Source organism: Erwinia sp. AnSW2-5, assembly GCF_045107195.1.
Lineage (GTDB): Bacteria > Pseudomonadota > Gammaproteobacteria > Enterobacterales > Enterobacteriaceae > Erwinia.
This window is the reverse complement of the sequence record NZ_JBJGXA010000042.1, coordinates 38,460-61,223: the sequence shown is the minus strand read 5'-3', so window position 1 is coordinate 61,223 and position 22,764 is coordinate 38,460. Positions and strand designations below refer to the sequence as shown.

At 53.9% G+C, this 22,764-nt stretch carries 20 protein-coding genes; 13 read left to right on the top strand and 7 right to left on the bottom strand.

What is annotated here, in order from left to right; all coding sequences use genetic code 11:
• The first annotated feature begins 289 nt into the window (after positions 1-289).
• The 4 genes from ACFL9S_RS22420 (at position 290) to araC (ending at position 5,812) form a co-directional block, all read left to right on the top strand.
• A complete protein-coding gene (locus ACFL9S_RS22420; protein ID WP_405264077.1) occupies positions 290-1,441 on the top strand; it encodes a porin in 1,152 nt (383 codons plus the stop codon).
• A gap of 212 nt (positions 1,442-1,653) precedes the next feature.
• Positions 1,654-2,889, top strand: a complete 1,236-nt coding sequence (locus tag ACFL9S_RS22415; RefSeq protein WP_405264076.1) for an oligosaccharide MFS transporter — start codon at positions 1,654-1,656, stop codon at positions 2,887-2,889.
• A 10-nt stretch (positions 2,890-2,899) separates the two neighbouring features.
• A complete protein-coding gene (locus tag ACFL9S_RS22410) occupies positions 2,900-4,906 on the top strand; it encodes a beta-galactosidase (protein WP_405264075.1) in 2,007 nt (668 codons plus the stop codon).
• 33 nt (positions 4,907-4,939) lie between these two features.
• A complete protein-coding gene (gene araC / locus ACFL9S_RS22405) occupies positions 4,940-5,812 on the top strand; it encodes an arabinose operon transcriptional regulator AraC (protein WP_405264074.1) in 873 nt (290 codons plus the stop codon).
• Between the two features lie 7 nt (positions 5,813-5,819).
• On the opposite strand, the gene ACFL9S_RS22400 is transcribed toward araC, so the two are convergent.
• Positions 5,820-6,209 (bottom strand): tautomerase family protein, encoded by a 390-nt coding sequence (locus tag ACFL9S_RS22400; protein WP_405264073.1) that lies wholly within the window; start codon positions 6,207-6,209, stop codon positions 5,820-5,822.
• Positions 6,210-6,360: 151 nt separating this feature from the next.
• Here ACFL9S_RS22400 and ACFL9S_RS22395 point away from each other — a divergent pair, with 151 nt between their 5' ends.
• From ACFL9S_RS22395 to mug, 5 genes are all read left to right on the top strand, one after another.
• Positions 6,361-7,281, top strand: coding sequence for a LysR family transcriptional regulator (locus tag ACFL9S_RS22395; RefSeq protein ID WP_405264072.1), 921 nt, complete (start codon positions 6,361-6,363; stop codon positions 7,279-7,281).
• 126 nt (positions 7,282-7,407) lie between these two features.
• Complete coding sequence (locus ACFL9S_RS22390) at positions 7,408-8,952, top strand: methyl-accepting chemotaxis protein (protein ID WP_405264071.1); 1,545 nt, start codon at positions 7,408-7,410, stop codon at positions 8,950-8,952.
• 159 nt (positions 8,953-9,111) lie between these two features.
• Positions 9,112-9,573: a heme-degrading domain-containing protein gene (locus ACFL9S_RS22385; protein ID WP_405264070.1), complete on the top strand. Its 462-nt coding sequence runs from the start codon at positions 9,112-9,114 to the stop codon at positions 9,571-9,573.
• A gap of 146 nt (positions 9,574-9,719) precedes the next feature.
• Entirely contained in the window at positions 9,720-10,754 is a 1,035-nt protein-coding gene (locus tag ACFL9S_RS22380) for a tartrate dehydrogenase (protein ID WP_405264069.1), read from the top strand.
• Between the two features lie 56 nt (positions 10,755-10,810).
• The gene (mug, locus tag ACFL9S_RS22375) at positions 10,811-11,329 is read left to right on the top strand and encodes a G/U mismatch-specific DNA glycosylase (RefSeq protein ID WP_405264068.1); all 519 of its coding nucleotides are present in this window, start codon (positions 10,811-10,813) and stop codon (positions 11,327-11,329) included.
• 49 nt (positions 11,330-11,378) lie between these two features.
• Here the strand turns inward: mug and rpoD are convergent, their stop codons facing one another.
• The 3 genes from rpoD to rpsU all read right to left on the bottom strand — a co-directional run bounded on the left by rpoD (position 11,379) and on the right by rpsU (position 15,797).
• Positions 11,379-13,220, bottom strand: coding sequence for an RNA polymerase sigma factor RpoD (gene rpoD, locus ACFL9S_RS22370; RefSeq protein ID WP_405264067.1), 1,842 nt, complete (start codon positions 13,218-13,220; stop codon positions 11,379-11,381).
• Between the two features lie 313 nt (positions 13,221-13,533).
• Positions 13,534-15,267 carry a DNA primase gene (gene dnaG, locus ACFL9S_RS22365; protein WP_405264066.1) on the bottom strand — a complete coding sequence of 578 codons (1,734 nt, stop codon included), beginning with the start codon at positions 15,265-15,267 and terminating at the stop codon, positions 13,534-13,536.
• A gap of 314 nt (positions 15,268-15,581) precedes the next feature.
• Positions 15,582-15,797: a 30S ribosomal protein S21 gene (rpsU, locus tag ACFL9S_RS22360; protein WP_001144069.1), complete on the bottom strand. Its 216-nt coding sequence runs from the start codon at positions 15,795-15,797 to the stop codon at positions 15,582-15,584.
• Positions 15,798-16,099: 302 nt separating this feature from the next.
• Between rpsU and tsaD the strand changes: the two genes are divergently transcribed.
• Positions 16,100-17,113 (top strand): tRNA (adenosine(37)-N6)-threonylcarbamoyltransferase complex transferase subunit TsaD, encoded by a 1,014-nt coding sequence (gene tsaD, locus ACFL9S_RS22355; protein ID WP_405264065.1) that lies wholly within the window; start codon positions 16,100-16,102, stop codon positions 17,111-17,113.
• An 11-nt stretch (positions 17,114-17,124) separates the two neighbouring features.
• On the opposite strand, the gene plsY is transcribed toward tsaD, so the two are convergent.
• On the bottom strand, positions 17,125-17,748 hold the full coding sequence (gene plsY, locus ACFL9S_RS22350) for a glycerol-3-phosphate 1-O-acyltransferase PlsY (protein ID WP_405264064.1): 624 nt from the start codon (positions 17,746-17,748) through the stop codon (positions 17,125-17,127).
• Positions 17,749-17,855: 107 nt separating this feature from the next.
• Here plsY and folB point away from each other — a divergent pair, with 107 nt between their 5' ends.
• Positions 17,856-18,215, top strand: a complete 360-nt coding sequence (gene folB, locus ACFL9S_RS22345) for a bifunctional dihydroneopterin aldolase/7,8-dihydroneopterin epimerase (RefSeq protein ID WP_405264063.1) — start codon at positions 17,856-17,858, stop codon at positions 18,213-18,215.
• Positions 18,216-18,357: 142 nt separating this feature from the next.
• Positions 18,358-19,179: an undecaprenyl-diphosphate phosphatase gene (gene bacA, locus ACFL9S_RS22340; protein ID WP_405264062.1), complete on the top strand. Its 822-nt coding sequence runs from the start codon at positions 18,358-18,360 to the stop codon at positions 19,177-19,179.
• Between the two features lie 43 nt (positions 19,180-19,222).
• On the opposite strand, the gene ACFL9S_RS22335 is transcribed toward bacA, so the two are convergent.
• Positions 19,223-20,443, bottom strand: a complete 1,221-nt coding sequence (locus ACFL9S_RS22335; protein WP_405264061.1) for a multifunctional CCA addition/repair protein — start codon at positions 20,441-20,443, stop codon at positions 19,223-19,225.
• 135 nt (positions 20,444-20,578) lie between these two features.
• On the bottom strand, positions 20,579-21,199 hold the full coding sequence (locus tag ACFL9S_RS22330; protein WP_405264060.1) for a TIGR04211 family SH3 domain-containing protein: 621 nt from the start codon (positions 21,197-21,199) through the stop codon (positions 20,579-20,581).
• A gap of 256 nt (positions 21,200-21,455) precedes the next feature.
• Between ACFL9S_RS22330 and ACFL9S_RS22325 the strand changes: the two genes are divergently transcribed.
• The gene (locus tag ACFL9S_RS22325; protein WP_405264059.1) at positions 21,456-22,760 is read left to right on the top strand and encodes an inorganic triphosphatase; all 1,305 of its coding nucleotides are present in this window, start codon (positions 21,456-21,458) and stop codon (positions 22,758-22,760) included.
• Positions 22,761-22,764: the final 4 nt, after the last annotated feature.

The following is a 22,764-nucleotide window of genomic DNA, read 5'->3' as shown; positions in this document are numbered from 1 at the left end:
ACCTCTTAGCAAACCTGTGTTGGTGGAGCGTAAAAATAACGGTGTACAAAAAATATCAGCACAATAAATTGGGTTACCTGTTTTTCGGTGTTAGTCATATATATTTACCAGTTTTATAAAATACAGCACAACATGACTGTAATTATAACGTAATTTACCTTTTGAAGCTTTTTCTTAATCTCTTTGCTGCGCAAGCAGCACAAAACAGTAACGTCGGTGAGTATTTTTTAATGCGGTTCAGGATAATATTTTTGTGCTATTTATTTGACTATATTACGCAGGAATAAAAATGTTAACAAAGATGCGAGTTATCACTCAGGCCATTGGTCTGGGGCTGATTGTCGGCAGTACCCCATTTGCTGCACACGCTGAGATTACCCTTCTGAAACAGGACCCGCAGGCCGGTGATCCGTTAAGCCGTCTGAACTTTACCGTGGGCGGCAGTATTCGTCCTCAGTTCAATAATATGACCGGCGATGGCGATAAAGGTTCCTATAAAAGAAATGGTTTTGATGGCGGTACCCGTTTCCGTTTCGCCGCTGACTATTATCTGTTCGATGATGTTAGCTGGATCAGTTATTACGAATTGGGCGTGAATATTCCGGCCGTCTTTAGCTGGGATAACCATCATGCTAATGGGGCAAATAATACCTCGCGCCGTATGTTATATACCGGCCTGAAAAGTAATACCTGGGGCCAGCTGACCTTTGGCCAGCAGAACAGCGTTTATTACGATGTCGTGGGGGTGAAAACCGATATCTGGGATTACGATATGCTCGCCCAGGCACCGGGTAACGGCATTAACGGTGATTACGATAGTTCTTATCGCGGTCGTAAAATGCTGAAGTACAAAAACACCTTTGGCGATGCCGATGTGTACGCCTCCTATCTGTTCTCTGACAGCGATTACTTGCCAGGTAACGGTCTGCGATATAAACGTGAAGGCGGCGGTTCTCTGGGTGTGGATTACCACATCACCAAAGACCTGACGTGGGGTGGGGCGTGGAACTACGTTCGCGCAGAGATGCGTAATCCGGGTAACGACGATGAGAAGAGCTACGACCAGAACATTATCGGTACGGCGCTGAGCTGGACGCCAGATAACTGGACCTTCACCGCCGGTGGTGGCTGGTACGATAACTTCCTCACGACCAAAAAAGCGGATGTGAATAACTACTTCTCTGGTAACGCGTGGGGGATTGAATACCTTGCCGGTTATACCGTGCCGGTCGGTGCTTATGGACTGAAATCCGTGATGCCGTACGTGATGGGTGACCGCATGCAGTATGTGACGGGGCGTGATTACCACCGTATTGATAACGGTGTGGGTGTGACCCTCAAACTGGATTACGGTTTCCGTATTGATTATGAACACGTATTCACCTCCAGCACTGACGATCTGGGTGATATGAACGTGGTCCGTCTGCGTTACGACTTCTGAGTCTTTGCTGACGCGCTGGCATCATGCCAGCGCGTCAGCGTGCTTTCCCACACGTTTTGCCTCTCCCCCGACGTGAGTTACCTCACAAACCTTTCCGTAGCAGCAGATTTTTCTATGTTGCCAGCGTGTCACTCCTGCTTTGTCGAATTAATTGGCGTTAAGTTAGCGCATCTCAAAACGGTAATCAGGCCGTCATATGGAAGAGGTGCATCATGTTTAAGATTGAAAAAAATTATTTGATGTGTTGCCTGTTTTTTTTGTTTTTCTTTATTGGCTGGGGCAGTTGTTATCCGTATCTTTCATTATGGCTGACCGATACCATCGGCATTGATTATGCGGATGTGGGGCTGGTTTATTCCTTTACCGCTATTGTCTCTGTCTGCGTGCAACCGATATTTGGTTTTGTTGCTGACCGTCTGGTATTTCGTAAGCATCTGATGTGGATGCTGGCGGTGATTATTACGCTTTTTGCTCCTTACTGGATTTGGGTCTTTGCTCCGCTGTTAAAATATAATGTGATCCTCGGTGCGTTTGCCGGTGGTGTCTATATCGGCCTGGCATTTGGTGCCGGATGTGGAGTCTGCGAAGCCTATATTGATAAAGTCAGTCGTATGACCGGCTTTGAGTTTGGCCGTGCCCGTATGTTTGGCGGCATTGGTGCCGCAATTGGGACATTCCTGGCGGGTGAACTTTACGGGATTAATCAGGATTATATTTTCTGGATGGCCAGTGCAGGCGGTATCGCCCTGATGCTGATTGTCTGGAAAACCGATCCGAAGGTGGCTGGTGTTGCCAATGCAGCCGCCGCACCCCGCACCCCCGTGACGTTGCAGGATGTGCGCAACCTGCTAAAACTGCGTAAATTCTGGTTCTTCTGCCTCTATATGGTCGGCGTCGGCGCAGTGTATGAAACCTACGACCAGCAGTTTGCCATCTACTACAGCCATTTCTTCTCGTCGAAAGCGCGGGGTGCTGAAGTGTTTGGCTATCTGTATACCGCGCAAATATTCCTCGATGCGGTGGTGATGTTCTTTGCGCCCTGGTTCGTCAATAAAATAGGCTCTAAAAATGCGCTGATTTACTGTGGTCTGATTATGAGCCTGCGTATTATCGGCTCCGCTTATGCGGTTGGCCCGGTGTCGATCAGCGCCGTGAAAATGCTGCATGGTTTCGAAAGTTCGGTGTTTCTGGTAGCAGGATTAAAATATATTATCGCCAACTTTAATCCCTGGCTGTCCGCTACCGTCTATCTTATTGGATTCCAGTTCTCTAAACGCTTCAGCGAAATTTTCCTCTCCAGTGCTATTGGTCATATGTACAAAAATATGGGCTTTGCCGAGAGCTATATCATTCTTGGCAGCGTTGCACTGGTGTTTACCGCTATTTCATTCTTCACGCTGGAAGGCACGCGGCTGTTTGCCCGCCGCAATCATATTATTACTGAATAAGGGGGAGAAGATGTCTCAGCTCTATTACGGAGTGGCTTACTACGACGAATATATGCCGGAGGAGCGGCTGGAAAAAGATATCGCCATGATGCTCGATGCCGGCATTAACGTGGTACGTATCGCGGAGTCGACATGGAGCACGCTGGAGCCGCAGGAAGGGGAATACAACTTCTGGCACATTGATCGTGTGCTGGATGCCATGCATCAGGCCGGGATCCATGTGATTATCGGCACCCCGACTTACGCCATTCCCGCCTGGCTGGCACAAAAATACCCGGAGGTGATGGTCACCACCGCCTCCGGGCAGCAGAAATATGGTCGCCGCCAGATTATGGATATCGTCAGCCCGGTGTTTCTGCGTTATGCCGAAAACATCATCCGTGTGCTGCTGGGCCATGTGCAGCATCATCCTGCCATTATCGGTTACCAGCTGGATAACGAAACCAAACATTACGATAACGTCGGCCCGGAGATGCGGCAGCAGTTTATTCTCAGCCTGCAACAGCGCTACCCGGATATTCGCCAGATGAATGCCGACTTCGGGCTGGACTACTGGAGCAATCGTATTGATAACTGGCAGGATTTCCCGCCGCCAGAGAGCACCATCAACGCCAGTCTGGGCAGTGCCTTTGCGGCATTCCAGCGTCAGAAAGTGACGGATTATCTGGCCTGGCAAAGCCGGATTGTCGCTGAATATAAGCAGCCAGAGCAGTTTATCACCCACAACTTTGATTTTGAGTGGCGCGGTTACTCGTACGGCATTCAACCACGGGTTGATCATTTTGCTGCGGCTGAGGCACTGACCATTGCCGGGGTGGATATCTATCATCCCTCCCAGCAGCAGCTGACCGGCCGGGAGATCGCCTTTGGCGGCGATGTGACGCGCGGGCTAAAACAGGGGGCAAACTACCTGGTGCTGGAAACTCAGGCGCAGGGTTTTGCTCAGTGGACGCCGTTCCCCGGCCAGCTGCGTTTGCAGGCCTTCAGCCATATTGCCTTCGGGGCCAAAATGGTGTCGTACTGGCACTGGCATTCGATTCATAATTCGTTTGAGACCTACTGGAAAGGGCTGTTAAGCCATGATTTCTCGGCGAATCCCACCTATCTGGAGGCAAAAACCATCGGCGCTGATTTTGCCCGTCTGTCAGCCACGCTCGACGCCCTGCGCTGTGAAAACGACGTGGCTATCTTAATCAGCAATTCGGCGATGGAAGCCTTCAACTGGTTTAAGCCGGGAGAGGCGCAAACCAACGTTTATAACGATATTTTCCGCCGTTTCTATGATGCGCTCTACGACGCGAATATCGGCGTGGATATTATCAACGATATTGATGCGGATAGTGCTCGCTACCGGGTGGTTGTGGTCCCTGCCTTGTATGCTGCCGATGATGCGCTGTTGATGCGCATTAATCGCTATATTGAGTCGGGCGGCCAGGCCTTAATTGGTTTCAAAAGCGGCTTCAGCGATCAGCATGTTAAAGTGCGCGCGGAGCGTCAGCCCGGGATACTTAACCAGAGCTGCCGGGTCAGTTACAGCCAGTTCGTTCTGCCGCAGGAGGTGACACTGAGCAGCTGTTCCGATCTGCACCTGGAGCAGGGTGAGCCGGTTGAACTGTGGATGGAGCTGTTGACCCCGGATGACGATCCGCGAGTGCAGGTGCTGGCGCGCTATCAGCATCCGGCGTGGGGCAACTATGCGGCGATCACTGAGGCCGACTATGGTGCGGGCAAGGCGATCTACCTGGGCTTCCTGGCGGGTAAATCTCTGATTGCCCGCCTGGTCCAGCGGCTGAGTGGTCAGACAGCCGGATACCGCTTCCCGCTGGTGACGCGTAAAACGATCAATAAAGCGGGCAACCCGCTGATGTTCTGTTTTAATTATTCAGCGACGGCGATACGCTTTAGCCTGCCGCAGGCGGCAGAGGACGTGCTCCACGGAGTCCGTGTGAACGCGGGAGACGAGGTTTGCCTTGATCCCTGGGGCGTGCATATTTATCAATTTACGCCGGGAGACTGAGGCAGTGGGGTAACCGGTGAACAGAGCAGGAATATGGAACTCAATCAGCAGGATATGGTGAACGACTCACCCTTGATGAAAAGTTTTACCTTCAGCGCCTGGCTGGTGGCCGGTTTTACCCCTATTTCACGCGGCAGCAAACTGGATTATTACATTAACCGGCCGGAGGGCATGAAGGGCTATATCCTGCATCTGACCCTGCGCGGTGAGGGACGTATCCGCGCAGGATGTCGCGATATTGCCAGCCGGGAAAACGATCTGTTCCTGTTTCCTCCCGGCGTGGCGCATCACTATGGCCGCGCCGAACATCATGAACACTGGGATCACTTGTGGATCTACTTCCTGCCACGCCCCTACTGGCTTGACTGGCTGCGCTGGGATCGGGTGATCAACAGCATCGGCATTACCTCCCTGCCACAGCGTCAGGCGAGTGAACAGGCGCAGCGACTGTTCCTTGAAGTGATTCAGCAGAATGGCCGCAGTGGTTTGCTGGCGGAAGCGCTGGCGATGAATGCGCTGGAACGGCTGATTATTGACTGCTTTCAGCGGCAGCCGCTGTCCAGTCATCAGGCAATTGAGCCACGTATCAGTACGCTGTGCCAGTATCTCAATGACCGCCTGGCAGAGGACCTGACCATTGAGCAACTGGCCCGCCAGGTCTTCCTTTCACCTTCGCGGGTCGCCCATCTGTTTAAACGCGAAATGAAGATGACAATTTTTGCCTGGCGTGAACAGCAGCGTGTCATCCGCGCCAGTAATCTGTTGCAGTCGACCCATCTGAGTATTGCTCAGGTGGCGCAGGCGGTGGGATATGACGATGCGCTCTATTTTTCCCGCATCTTTCGTCAGCATGTTGGCGTTAGCCCGCGAGAGTACAAAAAGCGCTACGAGCTGCTGCCAGTCTGACGCAGGCTTACAGCGCGCCGGTCAGGTATTGCGCTTCACCATTACCGAAGCTCCAGTCACCTTTTTCATTGGTAATAAAGGTGATCATCACGTCCGACGGCAGGATGCCGCAGCTCTCCTTCAACTCCCGGCACAACTCGGCCATAAAGAACTGTTTTTGCTCGCTGCTGCGTGGGCTGGTAAACACCCGCACCATCACCAGATTATCAGTACGCTGCAATCCAAGGCCGGTATCTTCAAACACCATCTGATAGCCTTTGTTTTCGTGAACAATCTGGTAGCGATCGCGCTCGGGCACCTTAAACGCCGTCAGTACCGCACGGTGCGCGGCATCCAGCAGTGTTTTCAGTTCTGATTCTGAACGACCCTGAATGACATCAAATTGCAGTAACGGCATGGAAACCTCGAGATTGTAAGTGAAAATGCGTGCTGGACAGGGGCGGGCGGTTGTTTCTCCGCGTCTGTCTCTGAGGACCAATTTACCCATAATCGCCATCGGGAAAAAGCGCTATACTTGAATTGATTATTTACTATAGTGAACAATACCAATGAAAGAGCTGAAGACGGATGCGCTGTGGAATCACCTGCACTGGCTGACCGTGCTGGCGGAACAGGGCAGTTTTACTGCCGCCGCCGAGCGGCTGGAAGTGAGCAAGGCGGCGATGTCGCAGAAGATCAAAGAGCTGGAGCAGCTGGCTGGCGTGCCGCTGGTAACGCGCACCACGCGCAGCGTGCGGCTCACCAGTGCCGGGGAGAAGCTGGTGGACGATCTGCGTGCGCCATTTGCCCAGATCGAACAAAGCTTTTTCAGCGTGCGCGATTCTGCCGGACCATTGCGCGGGCTGGTGCGGGTGACGGCGCCCGTGGCTTTTGCGCGCCAGCAGCTGGTGCCGCATATCACTGCCTTTCTGCGCGAGCATCCCCAGGTGCGTGTTCAGCTGGAAGTGTCCGATCGCCTTGTGTCGCTGGCCAGTGAGGGGTTTGATCTCGCCATCCGCCACAGTAACAGCCTGCCGGAAACCCATGTGGCGTTGCCGTTGTGCCACACCCACGCGGTGGTGGTGGCATCACCGGCGTATCTTGCCCGTTACGATCACCCGGCCAGCCCGCAGGCGCTGAGTGAGCATCTGTGCCTCTACTATCCACGCGGGGTGGAGCTGCCGCGCTGGAGTTTCCAGCCGCTGACGGGCGGTGAGCGTATCGCTGTGAATGTCAGCGGGCCGTTTGCCACCAATAACAGTGAGTCGATCCGCGATGCCGCCCTGGAGGGCCTGGGGATTGCGCTGCTGCCGGACTTCAGTGCTCAAGCCGCGCTAACGGATGGTTCTTTGGTGCAATTACTGCCGCAGTGGCAGGCGGTGGGTGCCTTTGCCGATATGCTGTACGTGGTGCGTCCGTGGTCTGCGCAGGTTCCGCGCGCGGTGAGCGGTTTTATCCACTGGCTGCGAGAAGCGTTCGTTCGCACCTGAAATGAGGCGACAGTTGTGTGCTGTCGCACAAATCAGATGAAAATTGTTAAAGCTTTCGTCACATCCTGCCGACAACCCCTGCTTAAATACCTGCAAAACTCTTACAATCATAACAAGGTCGTTATAATGCACACCCATCAGCCTGTGACTCAGCAGGAACACCTGCTCGACGACGATACCACCCTAATGACCACCACCGATGCCCGCAGCTACATCACTTATGCCAACAGTGCATTTATCGAAGTGAGTGGCTACGACCGCAGTGAAGTCGACGGTCAGCCCCATAATCTGGTTCGTCACCCTGATATGCCAAAAGCGGCGTTTGCCGATATGTGGGCCACCCTGAAGCAGGGATTGCCCTGGACCGGACTGGTGAAAAACCGTCGTAAAAACGGTGACCATTACTGGGTGCGTGCCAATGTGGTGCCGGTGATCCGCAACGGTGAAATCCAGGGGCATATGTCGGTACGCATCAAGCCTTCAGCGGAGGAGGTCCGTGGGGCTGAGGCGCTGTATCAGAAAATGAATCAGGGGCGGATGAAGGGCTGGCGTTTGCATCGCGGGCTGCTGTTGCGCACGGGCTGGCTGAGCGGCCTGACGCTGCTGAAAACGATGCCACTGCGCTGGCGCATCCGCAGTGCAGTGCTGGCCTTGTGGTTACCGCTGGTCGCAGCGGCATGTGTGGTGGGGTTAAGTGGTGCGGCGCTGGGCGGGTTTACGCTGTTCTCAGCCTTGATGGCGCTGCTGGTGGATAGCTGGCTGCAACGCCAGATTGCCCGGCCGCTGGCCGCCGTGTGTCGTCAGGCGTTGAACGTGGCGACCGGGGCAAATCCGCATGTCGAACACCTTGATCGAGTGGATGAGATTGGTACCACGCTGCGTGCAGTCGGGCAGCTGGGGCTGATGTTCCGCTGGTTATTAAATGACGTCAGCGATCAGGTGCTGGATGTGCATCGCGCCAGCGATGAACTGGCGCGCGGCAATGACAAAATCAGCAGCCACACCGAGCAGACAGCGGCCAGCGTTCAGCAGACGGCCAGCACCATGAATCAGATGACCAGCACGGTGCAGCGCAATGGCGAAAGCACCGAGCAGGCGAACCAGTTCTCGCGTACCGCCAGCAGTGCCGCCGTCAAGGGCGGTGAGGTGATGCAAAACGTGGTGGTCACGATGGATGAGATTGCCGAGAGTTCACGGCAGATTGCCACCATTACCGGCCTGATCGACAGCATCGCTTTCCAGACCAATATTCTGGCGCTGAATGCCGCGGTGGAAGCGGCACGGGCCGGTGAGCAGGGGAAAGGTTTTGCCGTGGTCGCAGGCGAGGTGCGCAGCCTTGCTCAGCGTAGCGCGGGTGCGGCCAGCGAGATCCGTCATCTGATTGCCGCCAGTAACCTGAAGGTACAATCGGGTGCCGGGCAGGTGCATGAAGCCGGGAAAGCCATTGGTGATATCGTCGAAAAAGTGCAGAACGTCACTGAGTTATTGCAGCAGATCAGCATAGCCACCGCCGAGCAGGGCACCGGGCTGAATGAAGTGGGCCAGGCGGTAGAGGCGCTCGATCGGCTGACGCATGATAACAGCGCGCTGGTGAGCGAAGGTGCGCTGGCCGCGCAGCGCATGAAGCATCAGGCCGATCGTCTGGTTGAAGCCGTTAGCGTCTTTCGCTGATACGGACAACGGGTCGCTTGCGACCCGTTGTTACTCCCCGTTGCACCCCAATTGTTGATCTTTCTCTCAAATAAAATTTTTATTTCTTTTTTTAATTTAATGAAAAATTAATATCACTTACCCTGCAAGGCAGACTCATTAACTTTGTCGGAGAAACCCATGTCAGCCATTCCCAGCCTTGAAACCCTGTTACAGCAGGAAGCGACCGTACGTGTCAGTCAGTTTGATTTTGATACTGCATGGAAAATTGGCAGCCTGCTGCGCGAAAGGGCCGCCAGTGAAAATCTGCCGGTTGCGATTGAAGTGTATGCCTTTGGTCAGGTGCTGTTCAGTACCTCGCTCAGTGGTTCCAGTTCGGAGAACCTGGAGTGGATCGCCCGTAAACGCCACACCGTTCTGCGCAATGCGCACTCTTCCCTGTATGCCCAGGAGCTGAATAAGGCCCAGGGAACGCCGATGTCTGAAATGAAATTCCTTGATCAACAGCGTTATACCGACAGCGGTGGTAGCTTCCCGCTGTTGCTGGGGAACGGCGGTGTGATTGGTGCAGTGACCGTCAGCGGCCTGCCTTCCCATGAAGATCATGCGCTGGCCATCTGGGCGATTCAGCAGGTAATGTAATTCCTGTGCCCTGTCAAAATGCCGGATACGCGCAGCCTGCGTATTCGGCAGCATCTGCCGCCGGGCGACCCGAAAAAAGCAGCACAATTTAGCCACCTGGGCGAAGATGTCATTCTGATGGTTATCTTATTAATCCAAGGAGAGTCATGAAAAGCTATCAAGTGGCCGTGATCCCCGGTGACGGTATTGGTGTGGATGTCACGCAAGCTGCCTGGCAGGTGCTGGAACACAGTGCAGGCCGATTTGATTTTGCCCTGAGTGGCGAGTGGTTTCCGTGGTCCTGCGAGTATTACCTTGAGCACGGTGAGATGATGCCGAAGAACGGCATTGAAACGCTGAGCCAGTTTGATGCCGTCTTGCTGGGCGCCGTAGGCTGGCCAGAAAAAGTGGCAGACAACGTTTCGCTACATGGTCTGCTGCTGCCGATCCGCAAACAGTTTGATCTCTATGCTAACGTCCGCCCGCACCGCCTGCTGGCCGGGGTGGAAGGCCCGCTGCGTAAGAGTGAGTTTGATATTCTCTGCATTCGTGAAAACACGGAAGGGGAGTACAGCGGGGCTGGCGGGCGCATCCATCAGGGGACGCCTGCGGAAGTGGCGGTGGAAACCTCCATCTTCACTCGCCGGGGCGTGGAACGTATTCTGCGTTTTGGCTTTGAGATGGCGCAAAAACGCAGCAAGCGCCTCGCGTCCGTGACCAAATCGAACGCGCAGAAATATACCATGGTGATGTGGGATGAAGTCACCGAAGAGATTGCCCGTGATTACCCGGATGTGACGGTGAATCGTTATCATATTGACGCCATCGCGGCGCGTATGGTGATGAACCCGGAAACCCTCGATGTGATTGTGGCCTCTAATCTGTTTGGCGATATTCTTACCGACCTCGGTGCTGCCATTCAGGGCGGGTTAGGTTATGCGGCTTCCGCGAACCTGAATCCCGACCCGACGGTGCCGTCGATGTTTGAACCGGTACACGGTTCCGCGCCTGATATTGCCGGGCAGGGGATTGCGAATCCCATCGCCGCTATCTGGTCGGCGGCGATGATGCTGGAACATCTGGGCGAGACTGCCGCAGCGGCCGCTATTCTCCGTTCGGTTGAGCAGGTTACCGCGCAGCAGCATATTAATGGTGTGCTGAAAACCGAAGCGATCACCGCTGCCGTGATCGCAGCGATCTAACGTCTCTACGGGCTTCCGTGCTTGCGGGGGCCTGTTTTACAGGGAGGGATCTCATCATGGAAGCACACGGCATTAGCGATATTATTCAGCCCGGCCTGCGGGTGCTGTTTTGTGGCATTAATCCGGGCAAATCCTCCGCGCATACCGGCTATCATTTTGCCCATCCGGGAAACCGCTTCTGGAAAACCCTTTTTCAGGCCCGGTTTACTTATACGCAGCTTCGCCCTGAGCAGGAACAGCAACTGCTGGAAACGCGCTGCGGTATCACCATGCTGGTCGAACGGCCCACTGTGCTCGCCAGTGAGCTGGCAGGCAGTGAGTTACGCAGTGGCGGACAGGCGCTGGTGGATAAAGTTGAGCGCTATCAGCCAGCGGCACTGGCAGTACTGGGTAAGCAGGCTTATCAGCAGGCGTTTCGTCGCAGTAAGGTGGAGTGGGGCCGCCAGCCGTTGACGCTGGGCGAGACGGAAATCTGGGTGTTGCCTAACCCCAGCGGGCTTAATCGCGCATCACAGGAGGCGATGACGGCAGCCTATGCGGAGCTGGATCTTGCACTGAAATTACGCGGATTTTAGATAAAAAAATGGCCCCTCAGAGAGGAGCCATCTTTGCACACAGCGTCGATTAATCGTCGAGGAAGCTGCGCAGCACTTCAGAGCGGCTTGGATGGCGCAGCTTACGCAGCGCTTTCGCTTCGATCTGACGGATACGTTCACGTGTCACGTCAAACTGTTTGCCCACTTCTTCCAGCGTGTGGTCGGTATTCATATCGATACCGAAGCGCATACGCAGTACTTTCGCTTCACGCGCAGTCAGACCCGCCAGCACGTCATGGGTGGCAGAACGCAGGCTCTCTGAAGTCGCAGAGTCCAGCGGCAGCTCCAGCGTGGTGTCTTCGATAAAATCACCCAGATGCGAATCTTCATCATCACCAATCGGCGTCTCCATGGAGATCGGCTCTTTAGCAATTTTCAGCACCTTACGGATTTTATCTTCCGGCATCAGCATACGCTCGGCCAGCTCTTCCGGCGTAGGTTCACGGCCCATCTCTTGCAGCATCTGGCGAGAAATACGGTTGAGTTTGTTAATCGTCTCAATCATATGCACCGGAATACGGATGGTACGTGCCTGGTCCGCGATAGAACGGGTGATCGCCTGACGGATCCACCATGTAGCATAAGTTGAGAACTTATAACCACGGCGATATTCAAACTTATCGACCGCTTTCATCAGACCGATGTTGCCTTCCTGAATCAGATCCAGGAACTGCAGGCCACGGTTGGTGTACTTCTTGGCGATAGAGATAACCAGACGCAAGTTCGCTTCAACCATCTCTTTCTTCGCACGGCGCGCTTTCGCTTCACCGATGGACATACGACGGTTGATGTCTTTAACCTGCTCAATGGTCAGGCCCGTTTCTGCTTCAATCTGCTGCAGTTTGGTCAGGCTGCGATGCACATCATCTGACACATCATTCAGTTTTTCTGACCACGGTTTGTTCATTGCCAGTGCGGCTTTGAACCAGGTTTCGCTGGTTTCATTGCCGGTGAACAGGGTGATGAAGTTCTTCTTCGGCATTTTACAGATTTCAACACACAGCTTCAGGATGAGGCGTTCCTGGGTACGAACGCGGTCCATCATGGTACGCATGCTGTTCACCAGGAGGTCGAATTGCTTCGGCACCAGGCGGAACTGTTTAAATACGTCAGACAGATTCTGAATCTCAGCGATCGCGTCAGCGTGACTGCGGCTTTTGGCCTTAATTACGGTACGGGTGGTTTCGTACTGTACGCGCAGATCGTTGAATTTCTCACGCGCCAGTTCCGGGTCGATGCTGTTGTCATCGTCGGAGCTGTCGTCGTCAGACTCTTCATCCTCTTCTTCTTCCTCACGCTCTTCAGCAGAGAGTTCAGAACCCACGTGGGTGGCGGTTGGTGCGATCTCAGCTTCGGCATTTGGGTCGACAAAGCCGGTGATCAGATCGGACAGACGCGCATCGCCCGCTTCAACACGGTCATACTGTTCAAGCAAATAATTGATGGCTTCAGGGTATTCAGCAACGGAACACTGCACCTGGTTGATACCGTCTTCGATGCGTTTTGCGATGTCGATTTCGCCTTCACGCGTCAGCAGTTCAACCGTACCCATTTCACGCATGTACATGCGCACCGGGTCAGTGGTTCGTCCGATTTCAGATTCAACACTGGAGAGCACTTGAGCAGCGGCTTCGGCAGCATCTTCATCCGTATCGTTGTTGTTCTCATTCAGCATCAGATCATCGGCATCAGGCGCTTCTTCCACAACCTGGATGCCCATGTCGTTGATCATCTGAATGATGTCTTCGATCTGATCGGAGTCGACGATATCTTCCGGCAGATGGTCATTGACCTCGGCATAGGTCAGATAGCCTTGCTCCTTACCACGGGTGACAAGTAGCTTTAGCTGTGACTGCGGGTTTTGCTCCATAAGACGGTATCCACACTTCTGTTAAATTAGATTGGTGTCGGGTCGGCTAACGTGCCAACAATAACAGTGAGGGCGTTTGGATTATTGCCGCTGCCCGTCATGGCGGCTGTCAGGATCTACCTGACGGATAATCGGCACTTAAGCCGCTTTGATCTTGTTTCGACGCTATCTTGCTTGCCATTTCAGGATTGGGCGGTGCTCGAAATCCTCACGTACTTCAGTACGCTGTGGTTTCTGCGCGCTGGCCGCACCTGAACTGACTGCGCCGATAACGCTTCTAAATTCTGTGTAATAAGGTCAAAACCTTATTCATTTACTGTTTCTTTAATGCCTGGCTCAATGTCCAGAACTCGCGGCGCTCTTCTGCGTTCAGTACATGCGTGCGGTCGCGGGCGATAAGCTCTTCCAGCCTGCGCTCCAGCGCATCGTCATACATACTGGCCAGCGAGTCCTTAAACATGGTTTCCACTTCATCATCTACGATCATGTGGTTCCATGTTGCCAGGGTTTCAAGGCTCTGGCTAAATTTTGTTCCGCGATATAACTCTAGTAGCTGTCCGGTCGTCAGGCCAGGTTGCGCTACGCAAGTACTCACTAACTCCACGAATAGCGGAAAACCAGGTATTTCTGACTGCTCAAGCCCATCCAGCGACGGCACCATGGTTGCCAGCTGCGGATTTTGTATCAGCAGTCCGATAAGTATACGCATGGTTGTACGTTTTAGCTGGGGCTTAGCATTTTCTGTTTGACCTGGCGTTCTTTTTTGCATCTGCACATAGTCAGGTATCCCCAGCTTGTCACCGAGTTCCTGGAGCAGATAAATACGTAATGTCTCACCCGGTACTTGATCGATTAACGGTCTTGCCAGAGTGCTCAGTTGTCCCCGACCATCAAGAGAACGTAAATCCACCTGCGGCATCAGCGTGTCAAACAGAAACGACGAGAGCGGCATTGCCTGCTCCATACGTGTTTCAAATGCTTCTTTACCCTCTTTACGCACCAGCGTGTCCGGGTCTTCGCCGTCAGGCAGGAACATAAAGCGTAGCTGACGACCGTCATTCATGTAAGGTAACGCCGTTTCCAGCGCACGCCAGGCAGCTTCACGGCCCGCTCTGTCGCCGTCATAGCAACAAATCACCGTGTCGGTTGCCCGGAACAGAAGCTGAATATGCTCTGCCGTGGTTGAGGTGCCGAGTGAAGCGACAGCGTAATCAACACCAAACTGTGCCAGTGCCACCACATCCATATAGCCTTCAACGACCAGTAATTTGGACGGCTCCGGGTGGTTTTTTAGCGCTTCATACAGGCCGTATAATTGGCGACCTTTGTGGAAAATATCGGTTTCTGGCGAGTTGAGGTATTTCGGCATACCGTCGCCTAATACGCGACCACCGAAACCAATCACTCGCCCACGTTTATCGTGGATGGGAAACATCACCCGCTCACGGAAGCGATCGTAACTGCGGCCCTGGTCATTGGTGACCAGCATGCCAGCATCGATCAACGACTGTTTGTCGTCAGGATTACGGCCAAAGCGTTTTAACGCGTTATCCCAGCCTGCCGGGGCGAAACCAATGGAAAAGTGCTTAATGACGTCGTCGCTCAGGCCGCGCTGTGCCAGATAATCGCGTGCGCCTGCCGATGCGTTTTGTGTCAGTGACTGTCGATAGAAGTCGCTCAGGCCGGTCATTAACTGATAGAGACTTTGACGCTGATGACGCTCAAGCTGGGTTGGACCGCTGCCGCTTTCATACGGCACTTCCAGACCATACAGGGTCGCCAGCTCTTCAATGCTTTCAACGAATTCCAGACGATCGTAATTCATCAGGAAGTCGACAGCGTTGCCATGCGCACCACAGCCGAAACAGTGATAAAACTGCTTTTCGCCGTTAACGGTGAAAGAGGGCGTTTTCTCATTATGAAAAGGACAGCATGCGTGGTAGTTTTTGCCCTGCTTTTTCAACTTCACCCGGGCATCGATAAGATCCACGATATCCGTGCGAGCAAGCAAGTCATTGATAAAGACACGCGGTATGCGTCCAGCCATAAATCCCCTTCATCTTTCAGCTTCTGGCTGCGTTGGCTGCCATCGTTCACCCCAGTCACTTACTGATGTAAGCTCCCGGGGATTCACTCCGTTGCCGCCTTGCCAGAAACAGAAAACCTCAGAAATAAACACTTCCGAGTCTTTACGTATCTGGCTGTATTGGCGTTTAGGAATCAAAACAGAGTGTTACCGGGGTAACGCTGAAGCTTTCTATTTATGGTTCATAAACGACAACAAGCCGCGCATTCCTTCCGGAAGCACGGCCTGATAACTACTAACTTGTCTGTGAAGCATGAGGGCGAACCCTCAGGATACTAGTACAGACGAGTGCGGCGTGCGTTTTCGCGAGCCAGTTTCTTCGCGTGGCGTTTTACTGCAGACGCTTTAGCGCGCTTACGTTCGGTAGTAGGTTTTTCATAAAACTCACGACGACGAACTTCAGCCAGAACGCCTGCTTTCTCACAAGAACGCTTGAAGCGACGCAGTGCAACGTCGAATGGCTCGTTTTCACGTACTTTAATTACCGGCATGTAACTCTCACCTCGATAAATTCGGTTTTGCTGCTGACATCGGTGCCAGCTCATTTCAAAATGGTGCGGAATTTTACTCCAACACAGGCTTCGTTGTAAAGCACCATAGCATTAAGTAACCAACAGATACGCCTGTGCGGCTGCCGGTTTTTTTCAGGGGACCGATTATACACGAAACCCACCTCCCTGGTGGGAAAAAAACACCTTATTGTACAAGGTGTAACCGACCAGTTGGGAAAATTGCCGCCCGCAAAAGCGCCTTCATGCTACACTGCGCGCCGCAAGAATGAGGTGAAAAATCCATGCGTGTTCTCGGAATTGAAACATCCTGCGATGAAACCGGCATTGCCATTTATGACGATGCGGCCGGTTTGCTCGCCAATCAACTTTATAGCCAGGTCAAACTTCACGCCGACTACGGTGGTGTGGTGCCGGAACTGGCTTCGCGCGATCACGTGCGTAAAACCGTGCCGCTGATTCAGGCGGCGCTGAAGGAAGCCGGGCTTCAGGCGCAGGATATCGATGCGGTGGCGTATACCGCCGGTCCTGGGCTGGTCGGTGCTCTGCTGGTCGGCGCAACTATTGGCCGCTCGCTGGCATTTGCCTGGGATGTCCCGGCGATTGCCGTGCACCACATGGAAGGGCATCTGCTGGCACCAATGCTGGAAGATAACCCACCTGACTTCCCGTTTGTGGCGCTGTTGGTCTCCGGCGGGCATACACAGTTAATCAGCGTCACCGGCATTGGTGAATATACTCTGCTGGGTGAGTCGGTGGACGATGCCGCAGGTGAAGCCTTTGATAAAACGGCCAAGCTGCTGGGGCTGGACTATCCTGGCGGACCGATGCTGTCAAAAATGGCACAACAGGGTGTGGAAAAGCGCTTTGTCTTCCCGCGTCCGATGACCGATCGCCCAGGGCTGGATTTCAGTTTTTCCGGCCTGAAAACCTTCGCGGCGAATACCATTCGTGACAATGACGACAGCGAGCAGACGCGTGCTGACATTGCGCGTGCTTTTGAAGATGCGGTGGTCGATACTCTGGCGATAAAATGCCGACGGGCGCTCGATCAAAGTGGATTCAAACGGCTGGTGATTGCCGGCGGTGTCAGCGCGAACCGCACGCTGCGCACTAAGCTGGCGGAGATGATGCAGAAGCGGGGCGGTGAGGTGTTCTACGCTCGTCCGGAATTCTGTACCGACAACGGCGCGATGATCGCGTATGCCGGAATGGTGCGTATGAAAGGTGATAAACACGCCGATCTCAGTGTCACCGTGCGTCCGCGCTGGCCGCTGGCCGAACTCCCTGCGCTTTGATTCCTGAGGGGTCAGGACTGTTCTGGCCCCTGCGAATCCTTCTTCTTTTTCTTCTTCCAAATCTTATTTTCCTGCCCGCGCCACAGGCGCTGAATATTGTCGTGATGACGTAACAGGATCAGGCAGGAAAGCATGGCAACCGGGAAGGTAAACTGCGGTTTAAACCACCAGACGTAGAAGGGAGCAATCAGTGCGCTGATAATCGCACCCAGCGAAGAATAGCCGCTTAACAGCACGGTCAGCAGCCAGGTTCCCGTCATTAAACCCGTGAGATCCCAGCCGATTGGGGCGATAGCACCAAATGCGGTGGCCACGCCTTTGCCGCCTTTGAAATGAAAGAAGACCGGGTAAATATGGCCGAGGCAGGCCGCAATCGCAGTCAGGCCAAGATAAAGCGGTGTGACGCCCAGGTGATAAGCCAGCCACACCGGCAGCATCCCTTTGCATACATCAAACACCAGTACCGTTGCGGCAGCACCTTTGCCACCGAGGCGCAGCACATTAGTGGCACCTGGGTTGCCCGATCCGTTGTGGCGTGGGTCCGGCAATCTGAACAGTCGACAAACCAAAATCGCGCTGGAGATGGAGCCACACAGATACGCGAAAATGATCATGCCAAGCGCGAATACACTCATAACACCGTTCCGTCTTGTGGGGGTCGTTTTAAAGTCAGCATCCGTGGATAATACGCATAAACCGCCGGGGATGGTATCCGGCAACCACAAAAACAGAGAGCCGTATCATGGATATCGTATTTATTGATCAACTGTCCGTTATCACCACTATTGGCGTTTACGACTGGGAACAAACGATTCAGCAGAAGCTGGTGTTCGATGTCGAAATGGCCTGGGACAACCGTAAAGCGGCAGCCAGTGATGATGTTAACGATTGTCTGAGCTATGCTGATGTATCGGAAGCGATTATTCACCACGTCAGTCAGGGAAAATTCGCGCTGGTCGAACGTGTAGCAGAAGAGATTGCCTCGCTGCTGCTGGCTCGATTCGCCTCGCCGTGGGTCAGAATCAAAGTCAGTAAACCGGGTGCTGTCGCTCAGGCGCGCCAGGTGGGCGTGGTCATTGAACGCGGGACTAATCCGAAATAAATCCATTTTCATTGCCATCACGATGAAACCAAACCACATTATGCTCTGTCTTAAGGTTGCCCTAATGCAGTTGGGGGACATTGGGCGGAAGCGTAAAGCGACCGCCTTTTTAATGGGTTAAACAGGGTTAGGGGTAGATTTGATGGCAGATATTCATCAGCTATGGGTGGCAGCAATACTTGGGGTTGTTGAGGGGCTGACGGAGTTTCTCCCCGTATCTTCTACCGGGCATATGATCATTGTCGGTCATTTACTGGGGTTTGAAGGCGAAAAAGCGGAGACCTTTGAAGTTGTGATTCAGCTCGGCTCGATTCTGGCCGTCGTAGTGATGTTCTGGCGTCGTTTGTTCGGCCTGATTGGCATTCACTTTGGTGAAGTCAAACATGAGGGTGTCGGGCAGGGTAAGTTGACGCTGATCCATATCCTGCTGGGTATGGTGCCCGCCGTCGTGATTGGGCTGTTGCTGCATGACAAGATCAAAACGCTGTTTAACCCGGTTAACGTGATGTATGCGTTGGTGGTGGGTGGCGTGCTGTTGATTGCGGCTGAATTGCTGAAGCCAAAACAGCCGAAATCGGTGGGTGTGGACGACATCACTTATCGCCAGGCGTTTATTATTGGCTGCTTCCAGTGTCTGGCGCTGTGGCCGGGCTTCTCACGTTCTGGTGCCACCATTTCGGGTGGGATGTTGATGGGCGTAAGCCGTTATGCGGCGTCTGAGTTCTCGTTTATCCTCGCGGTGCCGATGATGATTGGCGCGACGGGACTGGATCTCTACAAGAGCATGGGCTTCCTGACGATGGCTGACTTCCCGATGTTCGCCGTCGGTTTTGTCACCGCGTTTATCGTGGCGCTGATCGCGATTAAGAGCTTCCTGCACATCATCAAACGGATTTCGTTTATCCCGTTCGCTATCTATCGCTTTATCGTAGCAGCAGCGGTTTACGCGGTATTCGTACTGTAATCTCTACCAGGGCCGATCATTTGTTCCGATCGGCCCTCGTTTTTTAAGCGTTTTTCCAGCTTTCCAACGCGGTCACACGGCGCCGCGTTAACTCTTCCCGCACCTCCGCGCCTTTGAAACCGGCCGCTACAACCTCTTTCGTCGACACGTTCAATGCAACCTTCCAGGCCTCGCGCAGGTAATCGCCCTGAGGATACGGATTATTTTCGAATCCGGTACGTCCACGGGCATCGGCTTCGCTGGTCAGTGCGATCTGTTCAATGCGATGGGGTTTGCGCCAGGCATCCAGTCGATCAAACAGCGCCACCAGCGTGGTAGCAGACTGGTTCTGGACGGTATGCACCAGGTCGTGAAATTCGGTTACCAGCAGTGCCAGATCGCGCAGGGCATTTGGAATGCGCAGTCGCTCACAGAGGGCGGCGACCAGCGGCACGCCTGCCGGGCCATGTCCGTGATGGCTTGGCCACTTCTCTGGCGGAGTCAGCGCTTTGCCCACATCGTGGAACAAGGTGGCGAAACGGATCTCAAGCTCAGGGCTGAGCTGGGCGGCCATCGCCAGCGTCATCAGCGTGTGCACGCCGGTGTCGATCTCCGGGTGCCATTTTGCCGGGGCGGGAACGCCGTACAGGTTGTCCAGCTCCGGGAACAGCACTGCCAGCGCCCCACAGTCACGTAGCACCTGGAAAAACACCTGCGGATTTCGTGTCTGTAAGGCAGCTTCTGTCTCTTTCCAGACGCGCTCAGGCGTGAGGTGGGAGAGTTCGCCGCTCTCGGCCATCGACTGCATCAGGGCGAGAGTGTCACTGGCGATGTGAAAATTAAGATGGGCATAACGGGCAGCAAAACGCGCCACGCGCAGCACGCGCAGTGGGTCTTCATTGAAGGCTTCAGAGACGTGACGAAGCAGGCGGTTTTCAAGATCGTCCCGTCCGCCGTAAGGATCGTAGTAGTGACCTTCGTCGTCCTGCGCGATGGCATTGATGGTCAGATCGCGTCGCGCCAGATCCTGCTCAAGTGTGACATCCGGTGCGGAGTAGCAAACAAACCCGGTATAACCGCTGCCGGATTTACGCTCAGTGCGGGCCAGCGCATACTCTTCATGGGTTTCAGGGTGCAAAAAAACCGGGAAGTCGCGGCCTACCTGCTCAAATCCCAGATCCAGCATCTGCTGAGGAGAGGCACCGACCACCACCCAGTCTTTGTCTTTCACCGGCAAATTCAACAGTCCATCGCGCACGGCGCCGCCGACAAGGTATGTTTTCACTGCGGGTCTCCACAAAGCTGATAATCAGAATTAACTGAGTATTAATCGTCAGACTATACCATCCATGTTGCGGATAAATCGCAGACATGGCAAAAAGGGCATCCGTAGATGCCCCTAACGTAAACCCGATCAGGATCAGTTCATCCAGCGGTCATTTTTTTTCCGGCGTGGGATCATATGAGGAAGTAGCAGGCCCAACACCAGACCAACGCCCGCGACACCGCCACCATACATAAACCACTGCATAATGATGGTGCGCTGTTTGTCATCCAGCTGCACGTTGGCCGCATCGACTTTTTTCTTCGCGACCACCAACTGGTTTTTTAACTGCTGGTTCTCTTCTTTCAGGCTGTTGATGACGTCATCGCTGCCAGCGACCTTTTTTTGCATATCGGCGGTGCGGTTATTCCAGCTACCGTCGATGTTGGCCAGTTTAGCCGTGAGCACTTTCACCTGATCTTCCAGCTGCGGGACGCGGGTACGCAGGCTGGGCTGCTGGCTAAGCTGGGCCAGCGGGATCCAGGTGGTACGGCCCTGGCTGTCGCGGATTTGACCATAGTTGCTGTTGTCATTCGACTGCAACAGGGCGACTTCTTCGCCCGCGTTTAACGTGCCAATCAGACGGTAATCGTTGCCGGGACCACTGCGAACCCAGGTGGACAGCTCGTCGGAGATGTAGCGCTTTTCTTCGGCGTGGACGGTTGCAGCAGCACTCAATGTGAGCAAAGTCAGGCCGATGAGGTGAGTTATTTTCATTCGAACTCTTTCTAAATAAGGGCTGTAAAAAGGTAATCGCACAGTCTGGAGCGGCCTCACAAAAAGCTGAATGAGAACTATCCTGGTCTCAAACGGCTTGAGAGGTTGTGCGCGAAAACGTAATAAACCAGAGACAGTGCTGTCTCTTGTGCATTACTCTTCATAGGTAATAAGGAACGATCGCCCGCCAACCAATGCGAGCATAATCAGACACCTTAACCGTTTACTCTGCCGTTAACGACGTAAATAAGACATTATGACCATCGAAATCGAATTAAAGTTCATTGCCGCGCCAGAAGCGGCTGCAAAAATCGCCAGCAAATTAACCGCCTGGCCTCATCAGTACACTGCCGGTCAAGCGTTGACGAATATCTACTTCGAAACCGCTGACAGCCAGCTGCGACGCTGGGATATGGGGCTGCGTATTCGCGGCTTCGGCGATCGTTATGAAATGACGCTGAAAACCGCCGGTCAGACTATCGGTGGGCTGCATCAGCGCCCGGAATACAATGTGGCGCTGGATAAACCTGAGCTGGATATTCAGCAGCTGCCTGCCGATGTCTGGCCAGCAGGAACTGATGTAGCGGCCTTGCAGCCACAGCTTAAGGCGCTGTTTAGCACGCACTTTGTGCGTGAGAAGTGGGTGGTTACTTACTTGCAGAGCGAGATAGAAGTGGCTTACGACTGTGGTGATGTCACCGCAGATGATCGCAGTGAGCCTCTTATGGAAATCGAGCTGGAGCTGAAAAGCGGTCAGCGCGATGACCTGCTGGCCTTTGCCGCTGAGCTGGCAACGATTGAAGGTCTGCGCCTGGGTAGCCTTAGCAAAGCGGCTCGTGGCTATGCGCTGGCACAGGGTAACCTGCCGCGTCCGCTGCGTCCGGTTCCGCTGCTGAAAGTGAAACCAAAAGCGACAGTGGAAGAGGGGATGCGTGCATCATTCCTGCTGGCATTAAGCCAGTGGCAATATCACGAGGAGCTGTGGCTGCGGGGCAATTCGGGTGCGTTGCATGAAGTGAAAGATGCGCTTGAAGTGCTGCGCCAGACGTTTTCTCTGTACGGTGCGCTGGTGCCACGCAAAGCCAGCAGCGAACTGCGCCAGAAGCTGACGCTGTTGGAAGAAGCATTGCAGAATGATCAGCTTGATGCGCAAACATGTTGCTTCAGTCCGCTCTGGCTGGAAACCCAGTTAGCGCTGACTCACTGGATTGCCACTGAGCGCTGGCGTCAGTTCGTCGATCAAAAGGCGGATGCCAAACTTCAGGGTTCGTTCAAACGCTTCAGCGATATCATGCTGGGCCGTATTGCTGCCGATCTGAAAGAGACCTTCGACCACCTCAATCATTCTGGTGAATATCAGGACAAACTGGCGCGTCTGCATCGTCAGGTTCTGGCGGTCCATCTGCTGGCGGGCGCCTACGATACCACCATCGTCAATGCCTGGTTACAAAGCTGGAAGCAGCTGCGTGAAGCGATTGTAGGACAGCAGGATGTCTGGCTGGATGCCCATCGTCAGCAGGCGCTGAAACAGTCGGCGTTCTGGAAAAACGGCAGTCTGTAACCCG

What these genes read in the sequence shown, in the direction of transcription:
- dnaG (WP_405264066.1), bottom strand. Translation starts at nt 15,267, where the DNA reads ATGGCTGGACGCATACCGCGTGTCTTTATCAATGACTTGCTTGCTCGC.
- ACFL9S_RS22410 (WP_405264075.1), top strand. Translation starts at nt 2,900, where the DNA reads ATGTCTCAGCTCTATTACGGAGTGGCTTACTACGACGAATATATGCCG.
- rpoD (WP_405264067.1), bottom strand. Translation starts at nt 13,220, where the DNA reads ATGGAGCAAAACCCGCAGTCACAGCTAAAGCTACTTGTCACCCGTGGT.
- ACFL9S_RS22415 (WP_405264076.1), top strand. Translation starts at nt 1,654, where the DNA reads ATGTTTAAGATTGAAAAAAATTATTTGATGTGTTGCCTGTTTTTTTTG.
- mug (WP_405264068.1), top strand. Translation starts at nt 10,811, where the DNA reads ATGGAAGCACACGGCATTAGCGATATTATTCAGCCCGGCCTGCGGGTG.
- folB (WP_405264063.1), top strand. Translation starts at nt 17,856, where the DNA reads ATGGATATCGTATTTATTGATCAACTGTCCGTTATCACCACTATTGGC.
- ACFL9S_RS22385 (WP_405264070.1), top strand. Translation starts at nt 9,112, where the DNA reads ATGTCAGCCATTCCCAGCCTTGAAACCCTGTTACAGCAGGAAGCGACC.
- araC (WP_405264074.1), top strand. Translation starts at nt 4,940, where the DNA reads ATGGAACTCAATCAGCAGGATATGGTGAACGACTCACCCTTGATGAAA.
- ACFL9S_RS22325 (WP_405264059.1), top strand. Translation starts at nt 21,456, where the DNA reads ATGACCATCGAAATCGAATTAAAGTTCATTGCCGCGCCAGAAGCGGCT.
- ACFL9S_RS22390 (WP_405264071.1), top strand. Translation starts at nt 7,408, where the DNA reads ATGCACACCCATCAGCCTGTGACTCAGCAGGAACACCTGCTCGACGAC.
- ACFL9S_RS22330 (WP_405264060.1), bottom strand. Translation starts at nt 21,199, where the DNA reads ATGAAAATAACTCACCTCATCGGCCTGACTTTGCTCACATTGAGTGCT.
- rpsU (WP_001144069.1), bottom strand. Translation starts at nt 15,797, where the DNA reads ATGCCGGTAATTAAAGTACGTGAAAACGAGCCATTCGACGTTGCACTG.
- tsaD (WP_405264065.1), top strand. Translation starts at nt 16,100, where the DNA reads ATGCGTGTTCTCGGAATTGAAACATCCTGCGATGAAACCGGCATTGCC.
- ACFL9S_RS22420 (WP_405264077.1), top strand. Translation starts at nt 290, where the DNA reads ATGTTAACAAAGATGCGAGTTATCACTCAGGCCATTGGTCTGGGGCTG.
- plsY (WP_405264064.1), bottom strand. Translation starts at nt 17,748, where the DNA reads ATGAGTGTATTCGCGCTTGGCATGATCATTTTCGCGTATCTGTGTGGC.
- ACFL9S_RS22380 (WP_405264069.1), top strand. Translation starts at nt 9,720, where the DNA reads ATGAAAAGCTATCAAGTGGCCGTGATCCCCGGTGACGGTATTGGTGTG.
- ACFL9S_RS22400 (WP_405264073.1), bottom strand. Translation starts at nt 6,209, where the DNA reads ATGCCGTTACTGCAATTTGATGTCATTCAGGGTCGTTCAGAATCAGAA.
- bacA (WP_405264062.1), top strand. Translation starts at nt 18,358, where the DNA reads ATGGCAGATATTCATCAGCTATGGGTGGCAGCAATACTTGGGGTTGTT.
- ACFL9S_RS22395 (WP_405264072.1), top strand. Translation starts at nt 6,361, where the DNA reads ATGAAAGAGCTGAAGACGGATGCGCTGTGGAATCACCTGCACTGGCTG.